The organism is Pseudolabrys sp. (assembly GCF_050250095.1).
In the GTDB taxonomy this organism is placed as follows: Bacteria; Pseudomonadota; Alphaproteobacteria; order Rhizobiales; family Xanthobacteraceae; genus Pseudolabrys.
On the sequence record NZ_JBFWPH010000002.1, the window covers coordinates 173006 to 192454 of the forward strand.

The window sequence follows — 19449 nt, forward strand, 5'->3', positions numbered from 1 at the left end:
TGCCTCACGCTGCGCCGCACTTCATTTCCGATTCGACGCCGCGCATCCCTGGAGATGGCTCTCATGTCGGCGCAATCGTCCGCGGCTTCCCCGCAGTCCACGCTCGGCTGGCGCACGCCGGTCATCATTCTGGTCGGCGGCTGTCTGATCGCGTTGTTGAGCTTCGGCCCGCGTTCGGCGCTCGGCTTTTTCCTCACGCCGTTGTCGCAGACCCACGGCTGGGGCCGTGACGTCTTCGGCCTTGCGCTGGCGATCCAGAATCTTCTCTGGGGCGTCGGCCAGCCGTTTGCCGGCGCGGTCGCCGACCGCTATGGCGCGGCGCGCGTGCTGACGGTCGGCGCGGTGCTCTATGCGCTCGGCCTTGCCATGATGGCGCATGCCTCGACGCCGGCGGCGCTCGACCTCACCGCCGGCGTGCTGATCGGCTTCGGCCTGTCGGGCTGTTCCTTCACGATCGTGATCGGCGCCTTCGGCAAGCTGCTGCCACCGCAGTGGCGCACCACGGCGTTCGGCGTCGGCACCGCGGCCGGCTCGTTCGGCCAGTTTCTCTATTCGCCGCTCTGCGTCGCGCTGATGGACAGCTATGGCTGGCACACTGCGCTATTGATCTTCGCGGCGGTGACGATGCTCATCGTGCCGCTGTCTTTCATCGTGATGACGCCGCGCGTGCCGGTATCGGCGGCCGCTGCGCCGGTCGCCGACCAGTCGGCACGTCAGGCGCTGACGGAAGCCTTCGGCCACCGCAGCTACGTTCTGCTGGTGCTCGGCTTCTTCACCTGCGGCTTCCAGCTCGCCTTCGTCACCGTCCACTTGCCGTCCTATCTGGTGGATCGCGGCCTGTCGGCCGAGATCGGCGGCTGGACGCTCGCCATCATCGGCCTGTTCAACATCATCGGCTCGATGTCGTCGGGCTGGCTCGCGGCCCGCATGCCCAAGCGTTATGTGCTGTCGGTCATCTATTTCGGCCGCGCGCTGTCGATCGTTGCCTTCATCCTGCTGCCCGCGACGCCGTTCGTCACGCTGGTGTTCGGCGCGGTGACGGGCCTGTTGTGGCTGTCGACCGTGCCGCCGACCTCCGGCCTCGTTGCTTTGATGTTCGGCACCAAATGGCTGACCATGCTGTTCGGCTTCGCCTTCTTCAGCCACCAGGTCGGCGGCTTCCTCGGCGTCTGGCTCGGCGGCGTCGTGTTCGAGGCGACCGGCTCCTACAATCCGGTGTGGTGGCTGTCGGTGTTCTTCGGCGTGATGTCGGCGATCATCAATCTGCCGATCGTGGAAAAGCCGATCGAGCGGCTGGCGCCGATCCCCGCGAACTGAGGGCGGCGTTCGCGCCGGCCTGCGAGAAGGGGCCTTGCACCGTCCCGCCTGCCGCGCGACAACTCTCCGGACAAAAGCCGGAGAGGGACCGTGGCGACATTCAAGGCGATGGTGATCGATAAGAGCGAGAGCGGCACGCAGGCCGCGCTCAAGGACTTCGACGAAGCGAACCTGATGGACGGCGACGTCACCGTCCGCATCGATTACTCCACCGTCAATTACAAGGACGGCCTCGCGCTCACCGGCAAGGCGCCGGTGGTGCGCCGCTTTCCGATGATCGCCGGCATCGACTTCGCGGGCACGGTCGAAAGCTCCTCGCACCCGGACTGGAAGGCTGGCGACAAGGTCGTCCTCAACGGCTGGGGTCTCGGCGAAACCCATCTCGGCGCTTACGCGGAAAAGGCGCGGGTGAACGGCGACTGGCTGGTGCGGCGGCCGGACGGCATCGGCGCGCGCGACGCGATGGCCATCGGCACCGCCGGCTACACCGCGATGCTCTGCGTGATGGCGCTCGAGCGCCACGGCCTGACACCGCAGAGCGGCCCCATCGTTGTCACCGGCGCTGCCGGCGGCGTCGGCTCGGTCGCCATCGCCATTCTGGCGAAGCTCGGCTTCCAGGTGATCGCGGTCACCGGCCGCACCGGCGAGGCGGACTATCTCAAGGGCCTCGGCGCGACGGACATCCTCGACCGCAAGGAACTGGCCGGGCCGGGCAAGCCGCTCGCCAAGGAGCGCTGGGCCGGCGGCGTCGATGCGGTCGGTTCCACCACGCTCGCCAACATGCTGTCGATGACCCGTTATGGCGGCGCGGTAGCGGCGTGCGGTTTGGCCGGCGGTATGGACCTGCCGGGCTCGGTCGCGCCCTTCATTTTGCGCGGCGTGTGTCTTTATGGCATCGACTCGGTGATGTGCCCTATCGGCAAACGCCGGGAGGCGTGGAAAAGACTGGAAAAAGACCTCGACCTGCAAAAATTGGCCGCAATGACCACGGAAATCGGCCTCACGGATCTGCCGGAGGCGGCCCGCCGGATTGTGGCGGGTGAAGTCAGGGGTAGGATCGTGGTCAAGATCGGTTAAGGTCGTTCAGACTTTAGCGACGAAGTTTGTCCATAGTCCGCTAACCTTGTGCCTGTTGCGTCAGGTTGCGTTTGGAGTTCGGGGATGGCGCGTAAATCAACAATCGCGGCAGCGATACTGTCTGCTATGGCGGCGGTCGCGCCGGCCGGAAGTCTTGCCTTGGCCGGCGATGTGATGTCGGCGGACGAGGCGCGGGCTTTCGTCGTCGGCAAGATGTTCTCCTACAACTGTTTCGAAGGCACCAAGGGCGCGGGCCGCATCCACGCCGACGGCTCGGTCGTCGGTACGGTGCAGTTCCAGGGCGCCGGTCCGGTGCGCAACGCTTTCCTTCCCGCCGGCACGCTGCGCGTGAAGGGCGGCGCGGTCTGCGCCACGCTGCGCGGCCTGCCGATCGAACCCTGCTTCAACCTGCAGCGCATCGACGACAACTCGTTCAGCGGCTCGATCTCCGGCCTCGGCTTCGCGTCGTGTCAGTTCACGCGCATGCATTCGCGCCGGGTCAACGTCGCCGCGCGCGCGCGGGTGGCAAAGCCGCGTGAGGAAGCCTCCGCCGCGCGTGCCGAGGCGCCGGCCGCGCCGCTCGCTCTGCGACCGTCGATCACCGCGGTGCCGTAACCATAGCGTTTTCGAGCGAAGTGGCCTCCGGTTCGCGTGAAGAAAACGCGTCAAAACTAAAAAGACGCCGTTCTCAGCCTTTCATCGGAAAGATCATGCACGTCGTCGTGGCGTGCGCGTAAAGCTTGCCGGCGCGATCCTTCAGGTCGCCCTCGGCCGTCGCGAGGCTGCGGCCGCGATGAATGATCCGGCCTTCAGCGCGCAGCACGCCGAGTTCCTTCACGATCGGCCGCACCATGTTCAGCTTCAATTCGACGGTGGTCGAGCCATCGCCCGCCTTCACGGTGCTCCAGATCGCGCAGGCGAGCGCGGAATCGAGCAGCGTCGCCGCGAAGCCGCCATGCACGGTGCCGACCGGATTGTAGATTGCCTCGGTCGGTTCGCCCTCGAAGGCGACGAAGCCTTCGCGGGCCTCGACGAGATGGAAGTTCAGCGTCTTGGCAATGGGAGGGTTGGGAGCCTTGCCGGCGATGATGGCCTTGAGGATGTCGACGCCGTCGTGAGTCCGCTGAAAATCCGGCGGCACGATGCCGTATTGTCTGTCGCTCACATTCGCCCCCAGTTTCGTCCCCAACGTCGTCCCGAATTTCGTCCTCAATGGTGTCGTCTTGCGCGGCCGGCCGCGCAACCCCGTCATGGGAGTTGCGATGCTACTCGAGATCGAGGCGGAACGGCGTGCCTTCCGCTGCGAAGGAGCCGGGACCGATCGCCTCGACAGCGCGGACCATGCGGCCCTTCCGTTTCAGCAGCCTGTCGGCGAGCGCGACGATGCGCGCGTTCGGCGTCGCGGTCGGCGAGGCGCGGCGCAACGCCTGCGCGATCTGCATCTCGTCGCGCGCCGGGTTGAGCGCGCAGGCCGCCACATAGGCGCTGGCGGTCGAGCGGCTGATGCCGGCGAAGCAATGCACCACCATCGGCGCGGCGCGGTCCCAGCCGGACACGAAGTCGACCAGCCGGGCGACGTGCTCGTCGCCGGGCGCGACCTGACCCTCCATCGCATCGACGACATCGTCGAGGCTGAGGATCAGGTGATTGTCGGCGACGATGCAGGCCGGCCGCGTCAGCCGCGTGGTGTCGCGCAAGAGCGTCACCAGATGGCGCGCGCCGGTCGCGGTGACGGTTTCATGGACGCGGGGCAGGGAGCAGACGTGGATCATTGTATCTCATATCTAGCAGTTGCCGGCGGCGGTTTCGTGACTGCCGCCGGAGGGGTCTTATGCGTCCACAAGTTTGCGGAAGCGCTCGCGGTAGCGTTCGGCGGCGGTTTCCGCCGGCCAGGGCGTGAGATAATCGCGTTCGAGCGCGGCGGAGAATTTCGGCGGCGGTCCGAAGAAGGCCTTGGCCTCGGCGCGCTCGAAACCGGCGAGCCGGGTCGCCTCGAGAAAGGCCGCCGCGCGGTCGGCGGTCTTGATCAGTTTCGTCAGCGGGTCGGGCAACGTTGCGGGCAATCCGAAGCGCAGATGAATGGCGCCGAGCAGCCGCTTCTCCACCGCCTTGTAGCTGTCACCGATCACCGCCTTGAATGGCGAGATCATGTCGCCGATCACGTATTCCGGCGCGTCGTGCAGCAGCACGGCGATGCGCGCCTTGGCGTCGAGCCGCGGCGATTTCTGCCGCGCCAGCGCCTCGACCAGCAGCGAGTGCTGCGCCACCGAGAAAATATGCGCGCCGGTGGTCTGCCCGTTCCAGCGCGCGACGCGGGCAAGCCCATGCGCGATATCCTCGACCTCGACATCGAGCGGCGAAGGGTCGAGCAGGTCGAGCCGGCGGCCCGACAGCATGCGCTGCCACGCGCGCGGCTTCGTTCGTGTCGCGGGCCGTTTCGCGGTCTTGCGCGCGGTCACGCCGGCCTCACCGCTTTTTCTTGCGATGCGCGAGCTTGCCGCAGGTCGCGTGGCAATGGCACGTCACCAGATGATCGTTGACCATGCCGGTCGCCTGCATGAAGGCGTAAACAATCGTCGGCCCGCAGAACTTGAAGCCGCGCGCCGAAAGTTCTTTCGACATCGCCCGCGAAATATCGGTCTCGGCCGGCACCTGCTTCGTCGTGCGGAAGGCGTTCTGTGTTGGCTTGCCGTCGAGGAAGCCCCACAACAGGTTCGAGAAACCGGGGCCGTCCTCCATGATCTTGAGATAGGCGCGCGCCGAGTTCACGGTGCCTTCGATCTTGGCGCGATTGCGCACGATGCCGGCGTCCTGCATCAGCGCTTCGATCTTTTTCGGCGTGAAGCGGGCGATCTTGTCGGGCGCGAAGCCGACGAAGGCGCGGCGGAAGTTTTCGCGCTTGCGCAGGATGGTGATCCACGACAGGCCGGCCTGGAAGCCGTCGAGGATCAGCTTTTCGAACAGCGCGCGGTCGTCATATTCGGGCACGCCCCATTCGTCGTCATGATAGGCGACATAGAACGGGTCTTCGCCGGGCCACGGGCAGCGATGCAGGCCGTCCTGATGGAGGATCGCGCTGCGCGGGCGCTTCATGGTTTCACCGTCACGCCTTGGCTTCGCCCGGCCAGGCGAATGTCGCCCAGTCCGGCTTCGCCGGTGCGAGCGCAATCGGCACGCCGCCGGCGGTGAGTGGCGTCGCGTCGGCGATCGCGTCGGCCACGCGGTCGAGCCGCAGCAGCGCCAGTCCGCGGCCGTCGGCGGATGATCCGAACATGCCGATGTCCTTCTCGCCGGCCATCACCGGCAGGCCGTCCATCGGCGCGGCGCCGTCATAGGTCACCGGCACCACGCGGCTGCGCGCGGTCGCGCGATGCTGGACCCGCGAGACGACCTCCTGGCCGATATAGCAGCCCTTGTCGAAGTCGACGCCGTGCAACTGGTCCATGTTGGCTTCGTGCGGGAAGGTGTTCTCGTAGTTGAAATCCTGCCCGCCCTGCGGAACGCCGAGCGCGATGCGGTGGCGGTGATAGGCCGCAGCGTCCGTCAGCGTCGCGCCGAGATCGGCCGCCGCTTCGGCGGCGACGTCCGGCGGCAGCATCACGCGCGCGCCGAGCGCCGGCAGCCGGGGGTCGGGGTAGCTCAGGCCGAATTCGCTTGCCGCGCCAGGCCACACCGCCAGCACGCCGAGCCGGTCGGACAGGTCCTCGATCGCGACCTTGGCGCGCAGCTTGTAGAATTTCAGCTTCGCGGCGAGCGGGTCGGCGAACGCCCGTGGGCAGTCGAGATAGAACCCGCCGCCGTCGTCGGCCGCCGCCTCGGTGATGAAAAAGTCGACGATGATCTTGCCCTGCGGCGTCAGCAGCGCCGCAAAGCGCGCGGCGCCGGGCCTGAGCGCCTCGATATCGGCGGTAATGATGTTGTCGAGGAAGTTCCGGCTGTCCTCGCCGGTGATCCGGACGACGCCGCGGTCGGAAAGAAAGGCTGCCTGCATGTCGATTCCCGTGAGCGGTGTCTTGCCAGAACCTGAAGTGAAACGGTAGCGCCCCGCGGCCGGAACCGGTGGTCCGAGGCTGCCGGTATTATAGTAGGAGCGCCTGCATTCAAGAGCGGGCAGGCCGCGGATGCCGGCGCAATGAACCGGTTGGGTGCTTATCCCCAATACTGTCGGCCAACAGACCGCATCGGCAATTGCCTTCTCTTTATAAGCGATGATTATCCGGGACTGCGAAGAGTAATGCTTGCGCGCTTTCTCGAGGACCGTTGATCGCTGACGTATGACCGCGGATCTCATCTCCCTCAAATTCCTGGTGGTGTCGGGCCATGAGCCGTTCTTCGCGCTGTGGCGCGAAAGCGCGCGGCTCGCCTCGGTGCCGGTCGAGTTCGTCGGCGCGGCCTGCACGGCCGCCGGCGACGAACTCGCCAAGGGCGACATCGACATGATGATCCTCGACGGCGCGATGATCGACGCGCGCCGCGAGGTGGTGATCGCCGCCGCGCGTCAATGCGAGCCGGCGCCGCTGATCGTCATCGCGGCCGCGGACGGCGCCGCCGCGATGGACGGCGCCGATCTCGTCGTTCCGGCGCCGGGCGATCTCAATGCGGCGCGTGCCGTCGTCGAGCGTCTCATTCGCTGCTGCATTCCGGCGCGGGTGCTGATCGTCGACGACTCCGGCACCATGCGCAGCATCGTCAAAAAGGTGTTGTCGGCGAGCCGTTACACATTCGACATCGGCGAGGCGACCAACGGCCACGAGGCGATCACCGAACTGAAGAACGGCGCCTTCGATGTCGTCATTCTCGACTACCATATGCCGGGCCTCAACGGCCTCGACATCCTGCGTGCGATCGTCAAGATGGAAATGAGGATCGGCGTGGTGATGATGACGACAACGGTCGACGACAGCGTCGCCAAAGCGGCGATCGCGGAGGGCGCGACGGGATTTCTCAAGAAGCCGTTTTATCCCGCCGACATCGACCAGGTGCTGGACCGCTATTTCGAGTCCGGCGAGGCGCGCTGAGCGGCGCGCGGTTCCCGATTACTGGCGGGACTGATCGAGCGAGAATTCGCCGTTGCGGATGCGGCGCGACAGCCCGTTGGTGAATTCCGCCGCCGCATCTTCGCCATAGGTGGTGACGAATTCCGCGAGCGCGGCGAACAGGCATGCCTGCGCCAGGCAATCGCCGTCGACTCCGTCGAGCCGGGCTTCGGCCCAGGCTTCCTGAAGATAGCCGAGCGCGACCCGCTTCTGCTCGCGGTCGTTCGCTGCATCGACCATGTGTCCCTGCCGCCCCATAGAAGTCATGTATTGCCGATCCGGCTATTGCCTGTTTGCTTGACGCGATTGTTTGCAGCGCTTGTTGATTGCTGTCCCCAGTGACGCGGACGTTATCACGCGATTCCCGAAGCGACAGGCGCAGCTTGTGGAAAGGTTAACCTCGGAAGGGAGACGTAAACCTAATTCGCGTAGCGCGCGGTGATGTCGCGCGAAATTCTCGCGCCCTCTTCGAGATACCGCCGCACGGCAATATCGGCGGCCGGGGTGCAGGTGCGATAGGTCTGCTGGAAGCCGCGGTAACCACGATTGAAGCTGGCGACGATCTTCTCGCGGCGCTCGCCGGACGGCGCTTCGGCGTCGATCAGCTCCTGCATCTCGTTCCGCCATTTCGCGCCCTCGTTGGCGCCGCACAGCGCGCGAAGATAGTGCAGCGCGCCCATGATTTCCGCGAGCCGCTGCAGGTCGCCGTCGAACGGCGCGGTCGCGCCTTCGGTGGCGCGTCCGGTTTCGGGTTCCGGAGGCGTCTTGCGGGTTTGTGCTGCGGCTGTGCCGGCAAGCCCGGTGATGGCCAGCACAATGGCGAGAACGAGCGCCGCTAACGGCCTGCGTGAGTTGGTTGGCGGGATCATGGTTGTCAGGACATATGCGCCGCGTCGGGGTGATCCGCAAGGCGTGCCGTCATCCCCGGTTTCGCGGTTCATCATGAATGGGACGCGAGCAAATTCACGGCGGCGGCGACGATTTCGGCGAGGCCTTCGGTGGTTTTGAGGCCGGCGATCTCGGCTGGGTCGCGCCAGCGGGCTTCGGACAGTTCGTCGTTCGGAGCCGGTTCGCCGGCGACCCAGCGCGCCGCAAAACATATCACCACGAAATGCCGGGCGACCCGCCCGCCGGGATCGCGAATGACGACGTCGCGGTGGCCGGCCAGCGCGACCGGCGCGATGGTCAGTCCGGTTTCCTCCAGCACCTCGCGGACGGCGGCCTGCTCGAGCGTCTCGCCGAGTTCGACGCCGCCGCCGGGCAGCGTGTAGATGCCGCGGCCAGGCGAGCGCGCGCGTTGCACGATCAGCACCTTGCCGTCGCGGAAGATCGCGGCGCTGACGGCGAGGAAGGGGCGGTCGGGATAGCTGCGCGGATCGGACAAGGAGCGCGCCGCCGGTTTACGCCACCATGAGGCGGTCGACTTCCGCCTGCGGTGGGGCTGCGTGCTGCTCGTCGATCGGCACGCCGTTGATGACGGCGCCGGCGCGGGCGATGAGCGGTTTCAGCATCGCCACGATGTGCTGCGCGGTTGCGGCGGTCTGCGCCAACGACGGTTCGCCGCGCAGCGCGATGCGGGTCGCTTCGAGCATCGTCGTCATCGCGGTCGCCAGTGCTTCGAGACCGCGGCGTGCATCGGGGTTGGCGTCCTCATAGGCCGCGATGATGGCGTCGCGGTCTTTCAGGCGTGAGGCGGCGAAGTGGTCGCGATAGCTCATTGGCGTCCAGGCCAGAAAATCCTCGAGCAGATCCGGACACTGCGCGAGCATGTCCAGCAGCATGATCGCTTCATTGAAGTGATTGAGATAGTCGGTCGCAAGGCCCGTCGCGGGGTTAATCGTCGTCGGGTGGAACGCGCCGGCTGCAGGAGGCATGGGCTGTCGTCTTGGTCGAGCGATTTGCGGGTTGCGGGGGCGGCAGAGCCAGGCTTTATTCGCCATTACAGATACCAATGAGCCGGTTAACCGGCGATTAAGGTCCAAGGCACACGGGCGCTTTCGCAGCACGACAGGGATCGCAGCGCAAATGTGTGGCCGTTATTCGATGACCAAGGCTCCGGAGGCGATCCGGCAACTGTTTCGCTATCCCGAGCAGCCGAATTTCCCGTCCCGCTACAACATCGCCCCGTCGCAGCCGATCGCGGTGGTGCGGCTGGCCGAGGGCGGGCGTCACTTCGCGCTGATGCGCTGGGGCCTGCTGCCGTCCTGGGTGAAAGACCCGGCGAACTTCGCGCTGCTGTTCAATGCGCGCGGCGAAACCGCGGCGGAGAAGCCGGCCTTCCGCGCCGCGATGAAGCGGCGGCGTTGCCTCATTCCAGCCGACGGGTTCTACGAATGGCACCGCGAAGGCTCGCGCAACCGGCCGTTCTTCATCCGCCAGCGGTCGCAGGAGCCGTTCGCCTTCGCCGGCCTGTGGGAGACTTGGGCAGGGCCGAACGGCGAGGAACTCGACACCGCGGCGATCGTCACCACCGATGCCAACGCGACGCTGCGGCCGATCCATCACCGCATGCCGGTGATCGTGCCGGCGTCGGCGTTCGATCTCTGGCTCGATCCCAACGCGGATGCGAAGCTCGTGCAGTCGCTGATCGCGCCGGCGCCCGACGATCTGCTGGAGGCTTATGCGATTTCCACGGCGGTCAACCGCGCCGCCAATGACGGCCCGGCGCTGATCGTGCCGGCTCCCGATACGCCCGCCGAAGAAGAAGCGCCGAAACCGAAACGCGCGCCCCGGCGCAAGGCAGGCGCGGGGAACGGCGGGCAGGGCAGCCTTTTCTAAAAATCAGGGCGTCGGCTCGCGGCCGTCGAGCCAGCGCGCCAGCACGGTGCGCGGCTGATCGAAATAGCCGAGCTTCTCGTAGAACGCCCGCACGGCCGCGTTGTCGGGCCGGATCATCAGCATCGCCTTGTCGATGCCGCGCGCGGCGAGCCAGCGTTCGGCCGCTTCGACCAGTGCGCGGCCGTGGCCGCGACGCTGCGCGTCCGGGTGGACGGACAGGTAGTAGAACCAGCCGCGGTGGCCGTCATGGCCGACCATCACCGAGCCGACGACTACGCCCTTGTCGCGGCCGATCAGGATTGCGGAACCTGCGCCGCCGCGCGCGCGGGCGATGTCGCCTGTCGGGTCGTTCCAGTCGCGGACGAGGCCGCAGGCGCGCCACAGCGCGACGATCGCGTCGACATCGGCGTCGGCCGCTTCACCGATCATCAACGCGCTCATGGATCACAGCACTTTGCCGGGATTGAGGATGTTGTTGGGATCGAGCGTCTTCTTGAGCGTGCGCATCAGGTCGAGCGCCACCGGGTCTTTGAATTCGGGGAGGATGTCGCGCTTCATCACGCCGACGCCGTGCTCGGCGGAGATCGAGCCGTTGTATTTGCGCACGACCTCGAACACGACGGCATTCACCTCATCCCAGCGGGCGAGGAACGCCTTGCCGTCGGCGCCGACCGGCTGCGTCAGGTTGTAGTGGATGTTGCCGTCGCCGGCATGGCCGAACGGCAGCGGCCGGCTGCCGGGGATGAGCTTCACCACCGCGGCATTGGCCTCCTCGATGAAGGCCGGCACGGCGGCGACCGGCACCGAGACGTCGTGCTTGATCGAGGCGCCGATCCGCCGCTGCACCTCGCCGAAGAATTCGCGGATGAACCAGAAGGCCTTCGCCTGTTCGAGGCTGTCGGCAATCGTGGCGTCGAGCACGATGCCCTGTTCGATGGCGTCGGAAAGCAGGCTCTCCATGGTGTCGCGCAGGCCCTCGCTGTCCTGTGAGGCGAGTTCGATCAGCGCATACCAGGGATAGGGCTTCGCCAGCGGGTCGCGCACGTTCGGGCCGTGTTCGATCACGGCTTCGATGCCCATCCGCGTCATGATCTCGAAGCTCGTCACGCCGTCGCCGGCGCGCTGCTCGGCGAGCTTCAGGAGCTTCAGCGTGGCGTCGGGCGAGGCGAGGCCGGCGTAAGCCGTCTCCCGCGCGCGCGGGCGCGGCACCAGCCGCAACACCGCGGCGGTGATGACGCCGAGCGTGCCTTCGGCACCGATGAACAGGTTCTTCAGGTCGTAGCCGGTGTTGTCTTTCTTCAGCTTGTTGAGGTTGTTCAGCACGCGGCCGTCGGCCAGCACGACTTCGAGGCCGAGCGCATGCGAGCGCGCGGTGCCGTGCACCAGCGCGGCGGTGCCGCCGGCATTGGTCGAGAGATTGCCGCCGATGGTGCAGGTGCCTTCGGACGGCAATAGCTGCGGATAGAGCCGGTCGGCCGCGTCCGCCGCCTCGCGCACCTTCTGCAAAGTGCAGCCGGCTTCGACGGTGATCGTGTTCGACAGCGGGTCGATTTCGCGGATTTTGTCGAGCCGGTTGAGCGACAGCACCACCTCGCCACGGTGCGGGATCTGCCCGCCGACAAGTCCGGTGTTGCCGCCTTGCGGCACGATCGCCGTGCGCGTCTCGTTGGCGAGCTTGAGGATCGCCGAAACCTCCGCGACCGAGCCGGGCCGTAGCACCACGGAGGTGCGGCCATGATAGAGGTCGCGCATCTCGACCAGATAAGGCTGCTGCGCGTCCTTGTCGGTGATCGCGTATTTGTCGCCGACGATCGTCGCAAACCGCGCCAGCAGGTCGGGCGCGAGTGCGGGAACGGTTCCGGCCGGCTCATGGATATTCATGCGGGCACTTCCTTAACGCCGCGGCGCTGCCGCGCGCGCGAGCCGGTCGTTGATCGCTTCGCCGAGGCCGTCGCGGGGGATCGGCGACACCGCGATGGCGCGTGCGCCCGCGGCGTCGAGCGCGCGCAGGTGCGAGAACAAGTTGGCGGCCGCCTCGATCAGGTCGCCGCCCGGCGACAGGTTCATCGCCGCGCCGGCATGCGGTCCGAAAGCGAGCAGCGTTTCGCCCTCGCGCGGCTCGCGCGCGTTCAGGCGCAGCGCTGCCTTCGGCGCGTAATGCGAGGTCATCATGCCGGGCGCGAGCGGCGCGTCGTCGTCCGGCGTCTCGTCGCTCTCGAGTGATTGTCCCAGGACGCGCGCGATGTCCTCGCGCGCGACGCCGCCCGGCCGCAGCAGGGTCGGCGTGCCGAGGCAGGCGACGATGGTGGACTCGACGCCGACGGGCGCGGCGCCGCCGTCGACGATGAGGTCGATGCGTCCGCGCAGGTCGCCCATCGCATGCTGCGCCGTGGTCGGCGAGACATGGCCGGAACGGTTGGCGGAGGGCGCGACGATGGGCTTGCCGAAGGCCGCCAGCAGCGCGTGGGCGGTCGGATGCGCCGGGACGCGCAACGCAATGGTGTCGAGGCCGGCCAGCGCGAGATCGCTCACCGGGCAGCCGGGCGCTTTGGGCAGCACCAGCGTGAGCGGGCCCGGCCAGAACGCGGCGGCGAGGCGGCGGGCGTCGTCATTGAAAACGGCGAGCCGTTCCGCCGCCCCGGCATCGGCGACGTGGGAGATCAGGGGATTGAAGGCGGGCCGGCCCTTGGCGGCATAGAGGCGGGCGACCGCCGGTCCGTTGGTGGCGTCGGCGCCGAGGCCGTAGACCGTCTCGGTCGGAAAGGCGACGAGGCCGCCCGCCCGCAGGCAGTCCGCCGCGGCGGCGATCGCCTCGGGTCCGGCCTCGATCATGCGGGTGCGCGGCTCTGCGGTCATTCTGACGCCTGTATAGGCCGTTCCAGCCGGGCTTGCCGGCAATTTTGCGGCCAACCTTGCGACCTTGGAGGGGTGGGGTTATAAGCCGCCCCGCAGTCGGAGTGTAGCGCAGTCTGGTAGCGCACCACGTTCGGGACGTGGGGGTCGCAGGTTCAAATCCTGCCACTCCGACCAGCCGCCTTGGAGCTTCGGCTCGTCGAATTTGCGTCCCTTCCGAAGAAAAGCAAACGTGTGCCTCGGCCGCCTTTGGTGCGCCTCGGACCTGCCGTCAACTGCAGTTGACATCTCGCGTTCTGTAAACTATAGTTTACAGATGGTCGAGATCAGCAAGACCGATGATTTCGATGGCTGGCTCAGGTCCCTCAAGGACAGCCGGGCGCGAGCAAAGATTTTGATCCGGATTGATCGCCTTGCTGATGGCAATGCCGGTGACGTTGCTCCGATCGGCAGCGGCGCCAGCGAAATGCGGATCCATTACGGCCCCGGCTATCGCGTTTATTACAAGCTGGTCGGGAACGCGGCGACCATTCTTTGTGCTGGCGACAAGAGCACCCAATCGGCCGACATCGCGAAAGCACTCGAAATCGCGAAGGAATTGGAGATTTAAAAATGACGAAAGCGACAAAGTTCGATGCTGCCGACTATCTCAGCACGCGCGAGGATGTCGCGGCCTATCTGAGCGAGGCTTTCGAAACCGGCGACGAGAAGCTGATCGCTGTCGCGCTTGGAAATGTAGCGCGCGCTGAAGGTTTCGCGGCGGTCGCGGAACAAACCGGACTGACCCGGCAGGGGCTCTACAAATCTCTCAGTGCCGGCGGCCACCCGGAATTCTCGACGATCCTCAAGGTCATGGACGCCCTCGATCTTCAACTCGTCGCCCAGCCGAAGCCCGAAGCCGCATAACCGGGCAGGCCGGCTGCGGGCGCGGGGCGGCCTCCACCGCCCCCTTGGACATCCCGTCCGCGACCCTGTTCAATGCGTCCGGAACAGGGAAGGGCCATGCTCATGAAACTGCCGCTGACCGGGGGCTGCCAGTGCGGCCAGGTCCGCTATGAAATCCGCGCCGAGCCGGTCGCGGTCTGGGCCTGCCATTGCACCGAATGCCAGCGGCAGAGCGGGGCGGCCTACGCGCTGTCGATGCCGACGCCGCGCGACGCCATCGCGGTCACGCAAGGGCGGACCGCGCGATGGGAGCGCACTGCGGACTCGGGCCGTAAAATGATGTGCGTTTATTGCCCGGACTGCGGCACGCGGCTTTGGCACGAGCCGGCGGCGCTCGCGGCCATCAGCATCGTCAAGCCGGGCACGCTCGACGACACGAGCTGGCTCTACCCGGTCGGCCACATCTGGACCAAAAGCAAGCAGCCCTGGGTCGAGATCCCCGCCGAGGCCATCGTGTTCGAAGGCCACCCCGCCGATACGGCGCCGATGGTCGCGGCCTGGAAGGCCCGGCAGGCCGGCTAGCTGCGCCGTTCCTCCCCAACGGTCCCCGAGCCTTCTTGTGCGGCGAGGGGCAAGCCCGCTACGCTGTCGGTCTAATGAAAAGATCGGGCCGCAGGCGGAGATGCCGCCGAGACGGGCCGCACAGTGGAGGAAACCTGATGACTCGCGAATTGAAAGCGCTCGGGCTTGCCGTGGCGTTGAGCGTCGGCATGGCGGCGTCGGCGCCGGCCGCCGACGTCAAGATGATGACAGGCCCGCAAGGCGGCTCGTGGATTCCGCTCGGCGGCCAGTTGAAGGACATGTGGGAGAAATCGATCCCCGGCCTTGCGGTTCAGGCGGCGCCCGGTGCCGGCATCGCCAATGTCCGCGCTGTGCAGGAGGGCAAGGCGGATATCGGCTTCGGCAATTCGATCTCGACGGTCGACGCGGTCGCCGGCAAGGCGCCGTTCAACAAGCCGCATGACAATGTGTGCAACGTCGCGACGCTCTACCCGCAATATTACCAGCTCGTCGTCAACGCCGACTCCGGCGTCGACAAGATCAAGGATCTGAAGGGCAAGAGCATCACCACACAGCAGCGCGGCAATACCGGCGAGCTGATCACGCGGCAGATTCTGGAAGTGAACGGCATCAAATACAGCGACGTGAAAGTGTCCTTCGTCGGCTATACCGACTCCGTCAACCAGATGAAGGACGGCCATGCCGTCGCCTTCGGCCTTGGCACAACCATTCCGGCCGGCTCCATCATGGACCTCGCCGCCGGCCGTGACATCAAGATGGTGGACCAGTCTGACAGCATCGCCGGGATGAAGAAGCTCAATCCCGGCTACAACCTGATCACGATCCCGAAGGGCACCTATCCCAAGCAGGACAAGGACGTTCATGTGATCGGCTACGCCACGCATATCGTCGTGTCGTGCAAGCTCCCGGCCGACATGGTCTACACCATGACCAAGGCGATCTCGACCCATACCAAGGATCTGGCCACCGTCGCCAAGGCGATCGGCGGCCTCGACCCGAAGGGCATGGCGATCGATATCGGCGTGCCGTTCCACCCCGGCGCGGCGAAGTTCTACAAGGAAGCCGGCATCACGGTTCAATCGCACTGATGCCTCGAACCGGCGGCCGCCAGCGGCCGCCGGTTTCGTTTCCGCCGCGGCCCTCCGATTCCCGCAGTTTCTAGGCGACACGCATGGCTTTGACGTTCGAGCGAAATTACGCCGGCGCGGTGCGCCTTGCCGTGACGCTGATTTCGGTCGCGATGGCGCTGTATCACATGTGGGCTATCGCCTTCGGCTCGCCGGAGGCGGTGTGGTATCGCGGCACGCATCTGCTGTTTGCGATGGTGCTGCTGTTCCTGATCCATCGCCGCTCCGGCGTGGCGGAAGGCCTGCCGACGCCGTTCGATTACGTCTGCCTCGTGCTGGCGGCGGCGCCGATCCTGCACCTGTTCATCAACTACGACTACATCATCAACCGCATCTTCTACGTCGACGACCTCACGACCATGGACACGATCATGGGCGTGCTGATGACGGTGATGGTGCTCGAAGGCACCCGCCGCATCATCGGCTGGCCGTTGCCGCTCACCGCGATCATTTTCCTCGTCTATGGGCTGTTCGTCGCGCATCTCAAGCCGCAGGACATGCTCGATCAGCTCTACATGACGACGGAAGGCATCTTCGGCATTCCGCTGTCGGTTTCGGCGTCCTATGTGCTGATCTTCGTGCTGTTCGGCTCGTTCATGGAGCGCACCGGCACCGGGCAGCTGTTCATGGACTTCGCGCTGGCCATCACCGGCTCGGCGGCCGGCGGGCCCGGCAAGGTCTCGGTGTTCTCGTCGAGCCTGTTCGGCACCATTTCCGGCAGCGCGGTCGCCAACGTGATGGTCGACGGGCCGATCACCATTCCGCTGATGAAGCGGTCGGGCTTCTCGCCGCATTTCGCCGCCGGCGTCGAGGCTGTGGCCTCGACCGGCGGGCAGATCATGCCGCCAATCATGGGCGCGGCCGCCTTCGTGATGGCGGAATTCATGGGCGTGTCCTACGGGCAGGTCGTCATCTGGGCGCTGATCCCGGCGATCCTCTATTACGTCGCCTGCTTTTTCGCGGTGCATTTCGAGGCCAAGCGCCGCGGTCTCGTCGGCGTGCCGCGTTCGCAATTGCCCCGCATGGGTGCGGTGCTGAGGGAGCGGGGGCACCTGTTTCTTCCGGTCCTTGCCATTCTGCTGGTGATGTACAGCGGCTATTCGGCGCCGCTGGCGGCGCTGGCCGGCACGCTCGCCTGCTTCCCGGTCGCGCTGCTGCGCAAGTCGACGCGCGGCAACGTCACCTTCGCGAACATCATCGAGGCCTGTGTCGACGGCGCGCGCAACGCGCTGCCGGTCGCGCTTGCCTGCGCCTGTGCCGGTATTGTCATCGCGGTGGTGACGCTCGCTGGCCTTGGCATCGTGTTCACGCAGTTCGTCGTGGATCTCGCCTCGCAGACGCTGCTGGTCGCGCTGCTGCTGACCATGTGCGCCGGTATCATCCTCGGCATGGGCATGCCGACGACGCCCGCCTACATCATCATGACGGCGCTGCTGGTGCCGGCCATCATGAAGCTCGGCGTCGTCGAGCCGGCCGCGCATATGTTCGCCTTCTACTTCGCGATCCTGTCGGCGATCACGCCGCCGGTCGCGCTCGCGGTGTTTGCCGCCGCCGGCCTCGCCAAGGCCGACCTGTGGTCGGCCGGCTGGGCGGCGGTGAAGATCGGCTTTGCCGGTTTCATCGTGCCCTTCATGTTCGTCTACGAGCCGGCGCTGCTGATGATCGGCGACTGGCCGACGATCGTTCTGAGCTTCATCGCCGCCACGCTGGGCATCATCCTGTTCGCCTCCGGCCTGCACGGCTATCTGGTGGCGCGCGCGGGGCTTTGGGAGCGCGCGGCGCTGCTTGTCGCCGGCCTGTTGCTCATCAAGCCCGGCCTCTATACGGATGTCGCGGGTCTGGTGCTGGGCGGGGGAGTCTTCGCGTACCAGCTCGCCACGCGCCGGGCCGAGGCTGCCGCGCCGGTTGCCGCCGCCGCGGCCGAAGAGGCGAACTAGCCACAGCGGGCGAGCCGGCGCCCTCGATCAGACACTGGAATGCCCGTGAAAAAACGTCCGCAAGATCTCCGCAGCCACCGCTGGATCGGAACCAGCGATCTTCGCGCCTTCGGCCACCGGTCGCGGCTGCGCCAGGGCGGCTACGACGCGCACGACTGGGAGGGCAAGCCGGTCATCGGCATCATCAATACCTGGAGCGACATCAACCTCTGCCACACCCATCTGCGCTCGCGCGCCGAGGACGTGAAGCGCGGCGTGCTGCAGGCCGGCGGCTTCCCGATCGAGATCCCGGTGATGTCGCTGTCGGAAGTTTTCCAGAAGCCGACCACGATGCTCTACCGCAATCTGCTGGCGATGGAGGTCGAGGAGTCGCTGCGCTCGCATCCGATCGACGGCGCGGTTCTGCTGGGCGGCTGCGACAAGACCACGCCGGGCCTCCTGATGGGTGCGATCAGCATGGGCGTGCCGGCGATCTACGTGCCGGCCGGTCCGATGCTGCGCGGCAACTGGCACGGCGAGGTGCTCGGCTCCGGCTCCGACGCCTGGAAATACTGGGACGAGAAGCGCGCCGGCAACATCACCGAGGAACAGTGGCAGGAGATCGAGGGCGGCATCGCGCGCTCCTACGGCACCTGCATGGTGATGGGCACGGCGGCGACCATGATGGCGATCGCCGAGGCGATGGGCTTCACGCTGCCGGGCGCGTCGTCGATCCCGGCCGCCGATGCCGGCCATCCGCGCATGGCGGCGGCTGCCGGCCGGCGCATCGTCGACATGGTGTGGGACGACCTCACGCCGCAGAAGATTCTGACGAAAGAGTCCTTCGACAACGCGATCCGCGTCCACATGGCGATGGGCGGTTCCACCAACGCCATTATCCACGTCGTAGCGATGGCGCGCCGCGCCGGTATCCCGATGGACATGAACCGGTTCGACGAGATTTCCCGCGAGGTTCCGGTGCTCGCCAATATCCGTCCGTCCGGCGAGGCGCTGATGGAGGACTTCTTCTATGCCGGCGGCCTGCGCGCGCTGATGAACGAGCTGCGCGACACGCTCGATCTCGGCTGCATGACGGTGACCGGCAAGACCGTCGGCGACAACATCAAGGGCGGACAGGTCTACAAGCCCGACATCATCCGCTCGCTGAACAATCCGGTGTCGCGCGACGGCGCGACCGCGGTGCTGACCGGCAACGTCGCGCCGCGCGGCTGTGTGATGAAACCGTCGGCGGCCGAGAAGCGGCTGCACCGGCATCGCGGCAAGGTGATCGCCTTCGAGGACTACAACCACATGGCGCGCGAGGTCGAGCGCGACGACCTCGACGTCACGCCCGACCACATTCTCGTGCTGAAGAACGGCGGGCCGAAGGGCGGCCCCGGCATGCCGGAATGGGGCATGCTGCCGATTCCGAAAAAGCTCGTGAAGATGGGCGTACGCGACATGCTGCGCATCTCAGACGCGCGCATGAGCGGCACCTCATATGGTGCTTGCATCCTGCACGTCGCGCCGGAAAGTTTCGTCGGCGGCCCGCTGGCGCTGGTGCAGACTGGCGACGAGATCGAGGTCGATGTGCCGGCGCGGCGCATCCACCTGCATGTGTCGGACGAGGAACTCGCGCGCCGCAAGGCGGCCTGGCAGGCGCCGAGCCCGCGCTATCCGCGCGGCTACGGTGCGATGTTCTCCGAGCACATCGGCCAGGCTGACGAGGGCTGCGACTTCGACTTCCTTGCGCCGTTGGGGCCGGTCCCGGAGCCGGAGATTCATTGATCAAACTGTCATGCCTGGCCTTGTGCCGGGCATCCACGTCTTCAGGGCTCGATGATAAGCAAAGACGTGGATGGCCGGGACAGGCCCGGC

General features: G+C 66.5%; 23 protein-coding genes and 1 tRNA gene. 12 read left to right on the forward strand and 12 right to left on the reverse strand.

Translation table 11 applies throughout. The features are described from left to right. Positions 1-63: 63 nt before the first annotated feature. The 3 genes from AB7F10_RS06125 to AB7F10_RS06135 all read left to right on the forward strand — a co-directional run bounded on the left by AB7F10_RS06125 (position 64) and on the right by AB7F10_RS06135 (position 3009). Entirely contained in the window at positions 64-1317 is a 1254-nt protein-coding gene (locus AB7F10_RS06125) for an MFS transporter (RefSeq protein ID WP_428559628.1), read from the forward strand. Between the two features lie 90 nt (positions 1318-1407). Continuing rightward, positions 1408-2394 carry an MDR family oxidoreductase gene (locus AB7F10_RS06130; protein ID WP_428559625.1) on the forward strand — a complete coding sequence of 329 codons (987 nt, stop codon included), beginning with the start codon at positions 1408-1410 and terminating at the stop codon, positions 2392-2394. Between the two features lie 84 nt (positions 2395-2478). Beyond that, entirely contained in the window at positions 2479-3009 is a 531-nt protein-coding gene (locus AB7F10_RS06135; protein WP_428587133.1) for a hypothetical protein, read from the forward strand. A 73-nt stretch (positions 3010-3082) separates the two neighbouring features. On the opposite strand, the gene AB7F10_RS06140 is transcribed toward AB7F10_RS06135, so the two are convergent. The 5 genes from AB7F10_RS06140 to AB7F10_RS06160 all read right to left on the reverse strand — a co-directional run bounded on the left by AB7F10_RS06140 (position 3083) and on the right by AB7F10_RS06160 (position 6385). Beyond that, positions 3083-3559, reverse strand: a complete 477-nt coding sequence (locus AB7F10_RS06140) for a PaaI family thioesterase (protein ID WP_428559620.1) — start codon at positions 3557-3559, stop codon at positions 3083-3085. Positions 3560-3659: 100 nt separating this feature from the next. Further along, a complete protein-coding gene (locus AB7F10_RS06145) occupies positions 3660-4166 on the reverse strand; it encodes a tyrosine phosphatase family protein (protein ID WP_428559618.1) in 507 nt (168 codons plus the stop codon). Between the two features lie 57 nt (positions 4167-4223). Further along, positions 4224-4790, reverse strand: a complete 567-nt coding sequence (locus tag AB7F10_RS06150; protein ID WP_428560033.1) for a YfbR-like 5'-deoxynucleotidase — start codon at positions 4788-4790, stop codon at positions 4224-4226. A gap of 70 nt (positions 4791-4860) precedes the next feature. Next, positions 4861-5487, reverse strand: coding sequence for a DNA-3-methyladenine glycosylase I (locus AB7F10_RS06155; RefSeq protein ID WP_428559616.1), 627 nt, complete (start codon positions 5485-5487; stop codon positions 4861-4863). Positions 5488-5497: 10 nt separating this feature from the next. Further along, a complete protein-coding gene (locus tag AB7F10_RS06160; RefSeq protein WP_428559614.1) occupies positions 5498-6385 on the reverse strand; it encodes a YgfZ/GcvT domain-containing protein in 888 nt (295 codons plus the stop codon). A gap of 283 nt (positions 6386-6668) precedes the next feature. On the opposite strand from AB7F10_RS06160, the gene AB7F10_RS06165 reads away from it, so the two are divergent. Beyond that, complete coding sequence (locus AB7F10_RS06165; RefSeq protein WP_428559612.1) at positions 6669-7412, forward strand: response regulator; 744 nt, start codon at positions 6669-6671, stop codon at positions 7410-7412. An 18-nt stretch (positions 7413-7430) separates the two neighbouring features. Here AB7F10_RS06165 and AB7F10_RS06170 read toward each other — a convergent pair whose 3' ends face one another. From AB7F10_RS06170 to AB7F10_RS06185, 4 genes are all read right to left on the reverse strand, one after another. Continuing rightward, the gene (locus tag AB7F10_RS06170; protein WP_428559610.1) at positions 7431-7670 is read right to left on the reverse strand and encodes a hypothetical protein; all 240 of its coding nucleotides are present in this window, start codon (positions 7668-7670) and stop codon (positions 7431-7433) included. A 179-nt stretch (positions 7671-7849) separates the two neighbouring features. After that, positions 7850-8299 carry a TIGR02301 family protein gene (locus AB7F10_RS06175; RefSeq protein WP_428560031.1) on the reverse strand — a complete coding sequence of 150 codons (450 nt, stop codon included), beginning with the start codon at positions 8297-8299 and terminating at the stop codon, positions 7850-7852. A gap of 71 nt (positions 8300-8370) precedes the next feature. Continuing rightward, positions 8371-8814 carry an NUDIX hydrolase gene (locus tag AB7F10_RS06180; RefSeq protein ID WP_428559607.1) on the reverse strand — a complete coding sequence of 148 codons (444 nt, stop codon included), beginning with the start codon at positions 8812-8814 and terminating at the stop codon, positions 8371-8373. Positions 8815-8830: 16 nt separating this feature from the next. Then, entirely contained in the window at positions 8831-9304 is a 474-nt protein-coding gene (locus AB7F10_RS06185) for a hypothetical protein (RefSeq protein ID WP_428559605.1), read from the reverse strand. Between the two features lie 151 nt (positions 9305-9455). Here AB7F10_RS06185 and AB7F10_RS06190 point away from each other — a divergent pair, with 151 nt between their 5' ends. Next, positions 9456-10208 (forward strand): SOS response-associated peptidase, encoded by a 753-nt coding sequence (locus AB7F10_RS06190; RefSeq protein ID WP_428559603.1) that lies wholly within the window; start codon positions 9456-9458, stop codon positions 10206-10208. Positions 10209-10211: 3 nt separating this feature from the next. Here AB7F10_RS06190 and AB7F10_RS06195 read toward each other — a convergent pair whose 3' ends face one another. Genes AB7F10_RS06195 through AB7F10_RS06205 form a run of 3 tightly spaced genes read right to left on the reverse strand, consistent with a single transcriptional unit; the run spans position 10212 to position 13064 of the window. Beyond that, positions 10212-10637, reverse strand: coding sequence for a GNAT family acetyltransferase (locus AB7F10_RS06195; protein ID WP_428559601.1), 426 nt, complete (start codon positions 10635-10637; stop codon positions 10212-10214). A gap of 15 nt (positions 10638-10652) precedes the next feature. Then, complete coding sequence (locus AB7F10_RS06200) at positions 10653-12089, reverse strand: FAD-binding oxidoreductase (protein WP_428559599.1); 1437 nt, start codon at positions 12087-12089, stop codon at positions 10653-10655. 12 nt (positions 12090-12101) lie between these two features. Further along, on the reverse strand, positions 12102-13064 hold the full coding sequence (locus AB7F10_RS06205; protein WP_428559597.1) for an L-threonylcarbamoyladenylate synthase: 963 nt from the start codon (positions 13062-13064) through the stop codon (positions 12102-12104). Positions 13065-13161: 97 nt separating this feature from the next. Between AB7F10_RS06205 and AB7F10_RS06210 the strand changes: the two genes are divergently transcribed. The 7 genes from AB7F10_RS06210 to araD all read left to right on the forward strand — a co-directional run bounded on the left by AB7F10_RS06210 (position 13162) and on the right by araD (position 19359). Beyond that, positions 13162-13238 (forward strand) — tRNA-Pro (locus AB7F10_RS06210). A 139-nt stretch (positions 13239-13377) separates the two neighbouring features. Then, positions 13378-13671, forward strand: coding sequence for a type II toxin-antitoxin system RelE/ParE family toxin (locus AB7F10_RS06215; RefSeq protein ID WP_428559594.1), 294 nt, complete (start codon positions 13378-13380; stop codon positions 13669-13671). Positions 13672-13673: 2 nt separating this feature from the next. Further along, entirely contained in the window at positions 13674-13967 is a 294-nt protein-coding gene (locus tag AB7F10_RS06220) for an addiction module antidote protein (RefSeq protein WP_428559591.1), read from the forward strand. 96 nt (positions 13968-14063) lie between these two features. Next, on the forward strand, positions 14064-14528 hold the full coding sequence (locus tag AB7F10_RS06225; protein ID WP_428559588.1) for a GFA family protein: 465 nt from the start codon (positions 14064-14066) through the stop codon (positions 14526-14528). A 137-nt stretch (positions 14529-14665) separates the two neighbouring features. Continuing rightward, positions 14666-15616 (forward strand): TAXI family TRAP transporter solute-binding subunit, encoded by a 951-nt coding sequence (locus tag AB7F10_RS06230; protein ID WP_428559585.1) that lies wholly within the window; start codon positions 14666-14668, stop codon positions 15614-15616. A gap of 83 nt (positions 15617-15699) precedes the next feature. Further along, a complete protein-coding gene (locus AB7F10_RS06235) occupies positions 15700-17592 on the forward strand; it encodes a TRAP transporter permease (protein ID WP_428559582.1) in 1893 nt (630 codons plus the stop codon). A gap of 39 nt (positions 17593-17631) precedes the next feature. Continuing rightward, a complete protein-coding gene (araD, locus tag AB7F10_RS06240; RefSeq protein WP_428559579.1) occupies positions 17632-19359 on the forward strand; it encodes an L-arabinonate dehydratase in 1728 nt (575 codons plus the stop codon). Positions 19360-19449: the final 90 nt, after the last annotated feature.

Excerpts from the sequence above, each read along its gene's own strand:
- AB7F10_RS06135 (WP_428587133.1), top strand. The coding sequence starts at position 2,479 with ATGGCGCGTAAATCAACAATCGCGGCAGCGATACTGTCTGCTATGGCG.
- AB7F10_RS06190 (WP_428559603.1), top strand. The coding sequence starts at position 9,456 with ATGTGTGGCCGTTATTCGATGACCAAGGCTCCGGAGGCGATCCGGCAA.
- AB7F10_RS06155 (WP_428559616.1), bottom strand. The coding sequence starts at position 5,487 with ATGAAGCGCCCGCGCAGCGCGATCCTCCATCAGGACGGCCTGCATCGC.
- AB7F10_RS06160 (WP_428559614.1), bottom strand. The coding sequence starts at position 6,385 with ATGCAGGCAGCCTTTCTTTCCGACCGCGGCGTCGTCCGGATCACCGGC.
- AB7F10_RS06225 (WP_428559588.1), top strand. The coding sequence starts at position 14,064 with ATGCTCATGAAACTGCCGCTGACCGGGGGCTGCCAGTGCGGCCAGGTC.
- AB7F10_RS06200 (WP_428559599.1), bottom strand. The coding sequence starts at position 12,089 with ATGAATATCCATGAGCCGGCCGGAACCGTTCCCGCACTCGCGCCCGAC.
- AB7F10_RS06150 (WP_428560033.1), bottom strand. The coding sequence starts at position 4,790 with ATGCTGTCGGGCCGCCGGCTCGACCTGCTCGACCCTTCGCCGCTCGAT.
- AB7F10_RS06195 (WP_428559601.1), bottom strand. The coding sequence starts at position 10,637 with ATGATCGGTGAAGCGGCCGACGCCGATGTCGACGCGATCGTCGCGCTG.
- AB7F10_RS06185 (WP_428559605.1), bottom strand. The coding sequence starts at position 9,304 with ATGCCTCCTGCAGCCGGCGCGTTCCACCCGACGACGATTAACCCCGCG.
- AB7F10_RS06235 (WP_428559582.1), top strand. The coding sequence starts at position 15,700 with ATGGCTTTGACGTTCGAGCGAAATTACGCCGGCGCGGTGCGCCTTGCC.
- AB7F10_RS06230 (WP_428559585.1), top strand. The coding sequence starts at position 14,666 with ATGACTCGCGAATTGAAAGCGCTCGGGCTTGCCGTGGCGTTGAGCGTC.
- AB7F10_RS06125 (WP_428559628.1), top strand. The coding sequence starts at position 64 with ATGTCGGCGCAATCGTCCGCGGCTTCCCCGCAGTCCACGCTCGGCTGG.
- AB7F10_RS06165 (WP_428559612.1), top strand. The coding sequence starts at position 6,669 with ATGACCGCGGATCTCATCTCCCTCAAATTCCTGGTGGTGTCGGGCCAT.
- AB7F10_RS06220 (WP_428559591.1), top strand. The coding sequence starts at position 13,674 with ATGACGAAAGCGACAAAGTTCGATGCTGCCGACTATCTCAGCACGCGC.
- AB7F10_RS06145 (WP_428559618.1), bottom strand. The coding sequence starts at position 4,166 with ATGATCCACGTCTGCTCCCTGCCCCGCGTCCATGAAACCGTCACCGCG.
- AB7F10_RS06175 (WP_428560031.1), bottom strand. The coding sequence starts at position 8,299 with ATGATCCCGCCAACCAACTCACGCAGGCCGTTAGCGGCGCTCGTTCTC.
- AB7F10_RS06205 (WP_428559597.1), bottom strand. The coding sequence starts at position 13,064 with ATGACCGCAGAGCCGCGCACCCGCATGATCGAGGCCGGACCCGAGGCG.
- araD (WP_428559579.1), top strand. The coding sequence starts at position 17,632 with ATGCCCGTGAAAAAACGTCCGCAAGATCTCCGCAGCCACCGCTGGATC.
- AB7F10_RS06215 (WP_428559594.1), top strand. The coding sequence starts at position 13,378 with ATGGTCGAGATCAGCAAGACCGATGATTTCGATGGCTGGCTCAGGTCC.
- AB7F10_RS06170 (WP_428559610.1), bottom strand. The coding sequence starts at position 7,670 with ATGGTCGATGCAGCGAACGACCGCGAGCAGAAGCGGGTCGCGCTCGGC.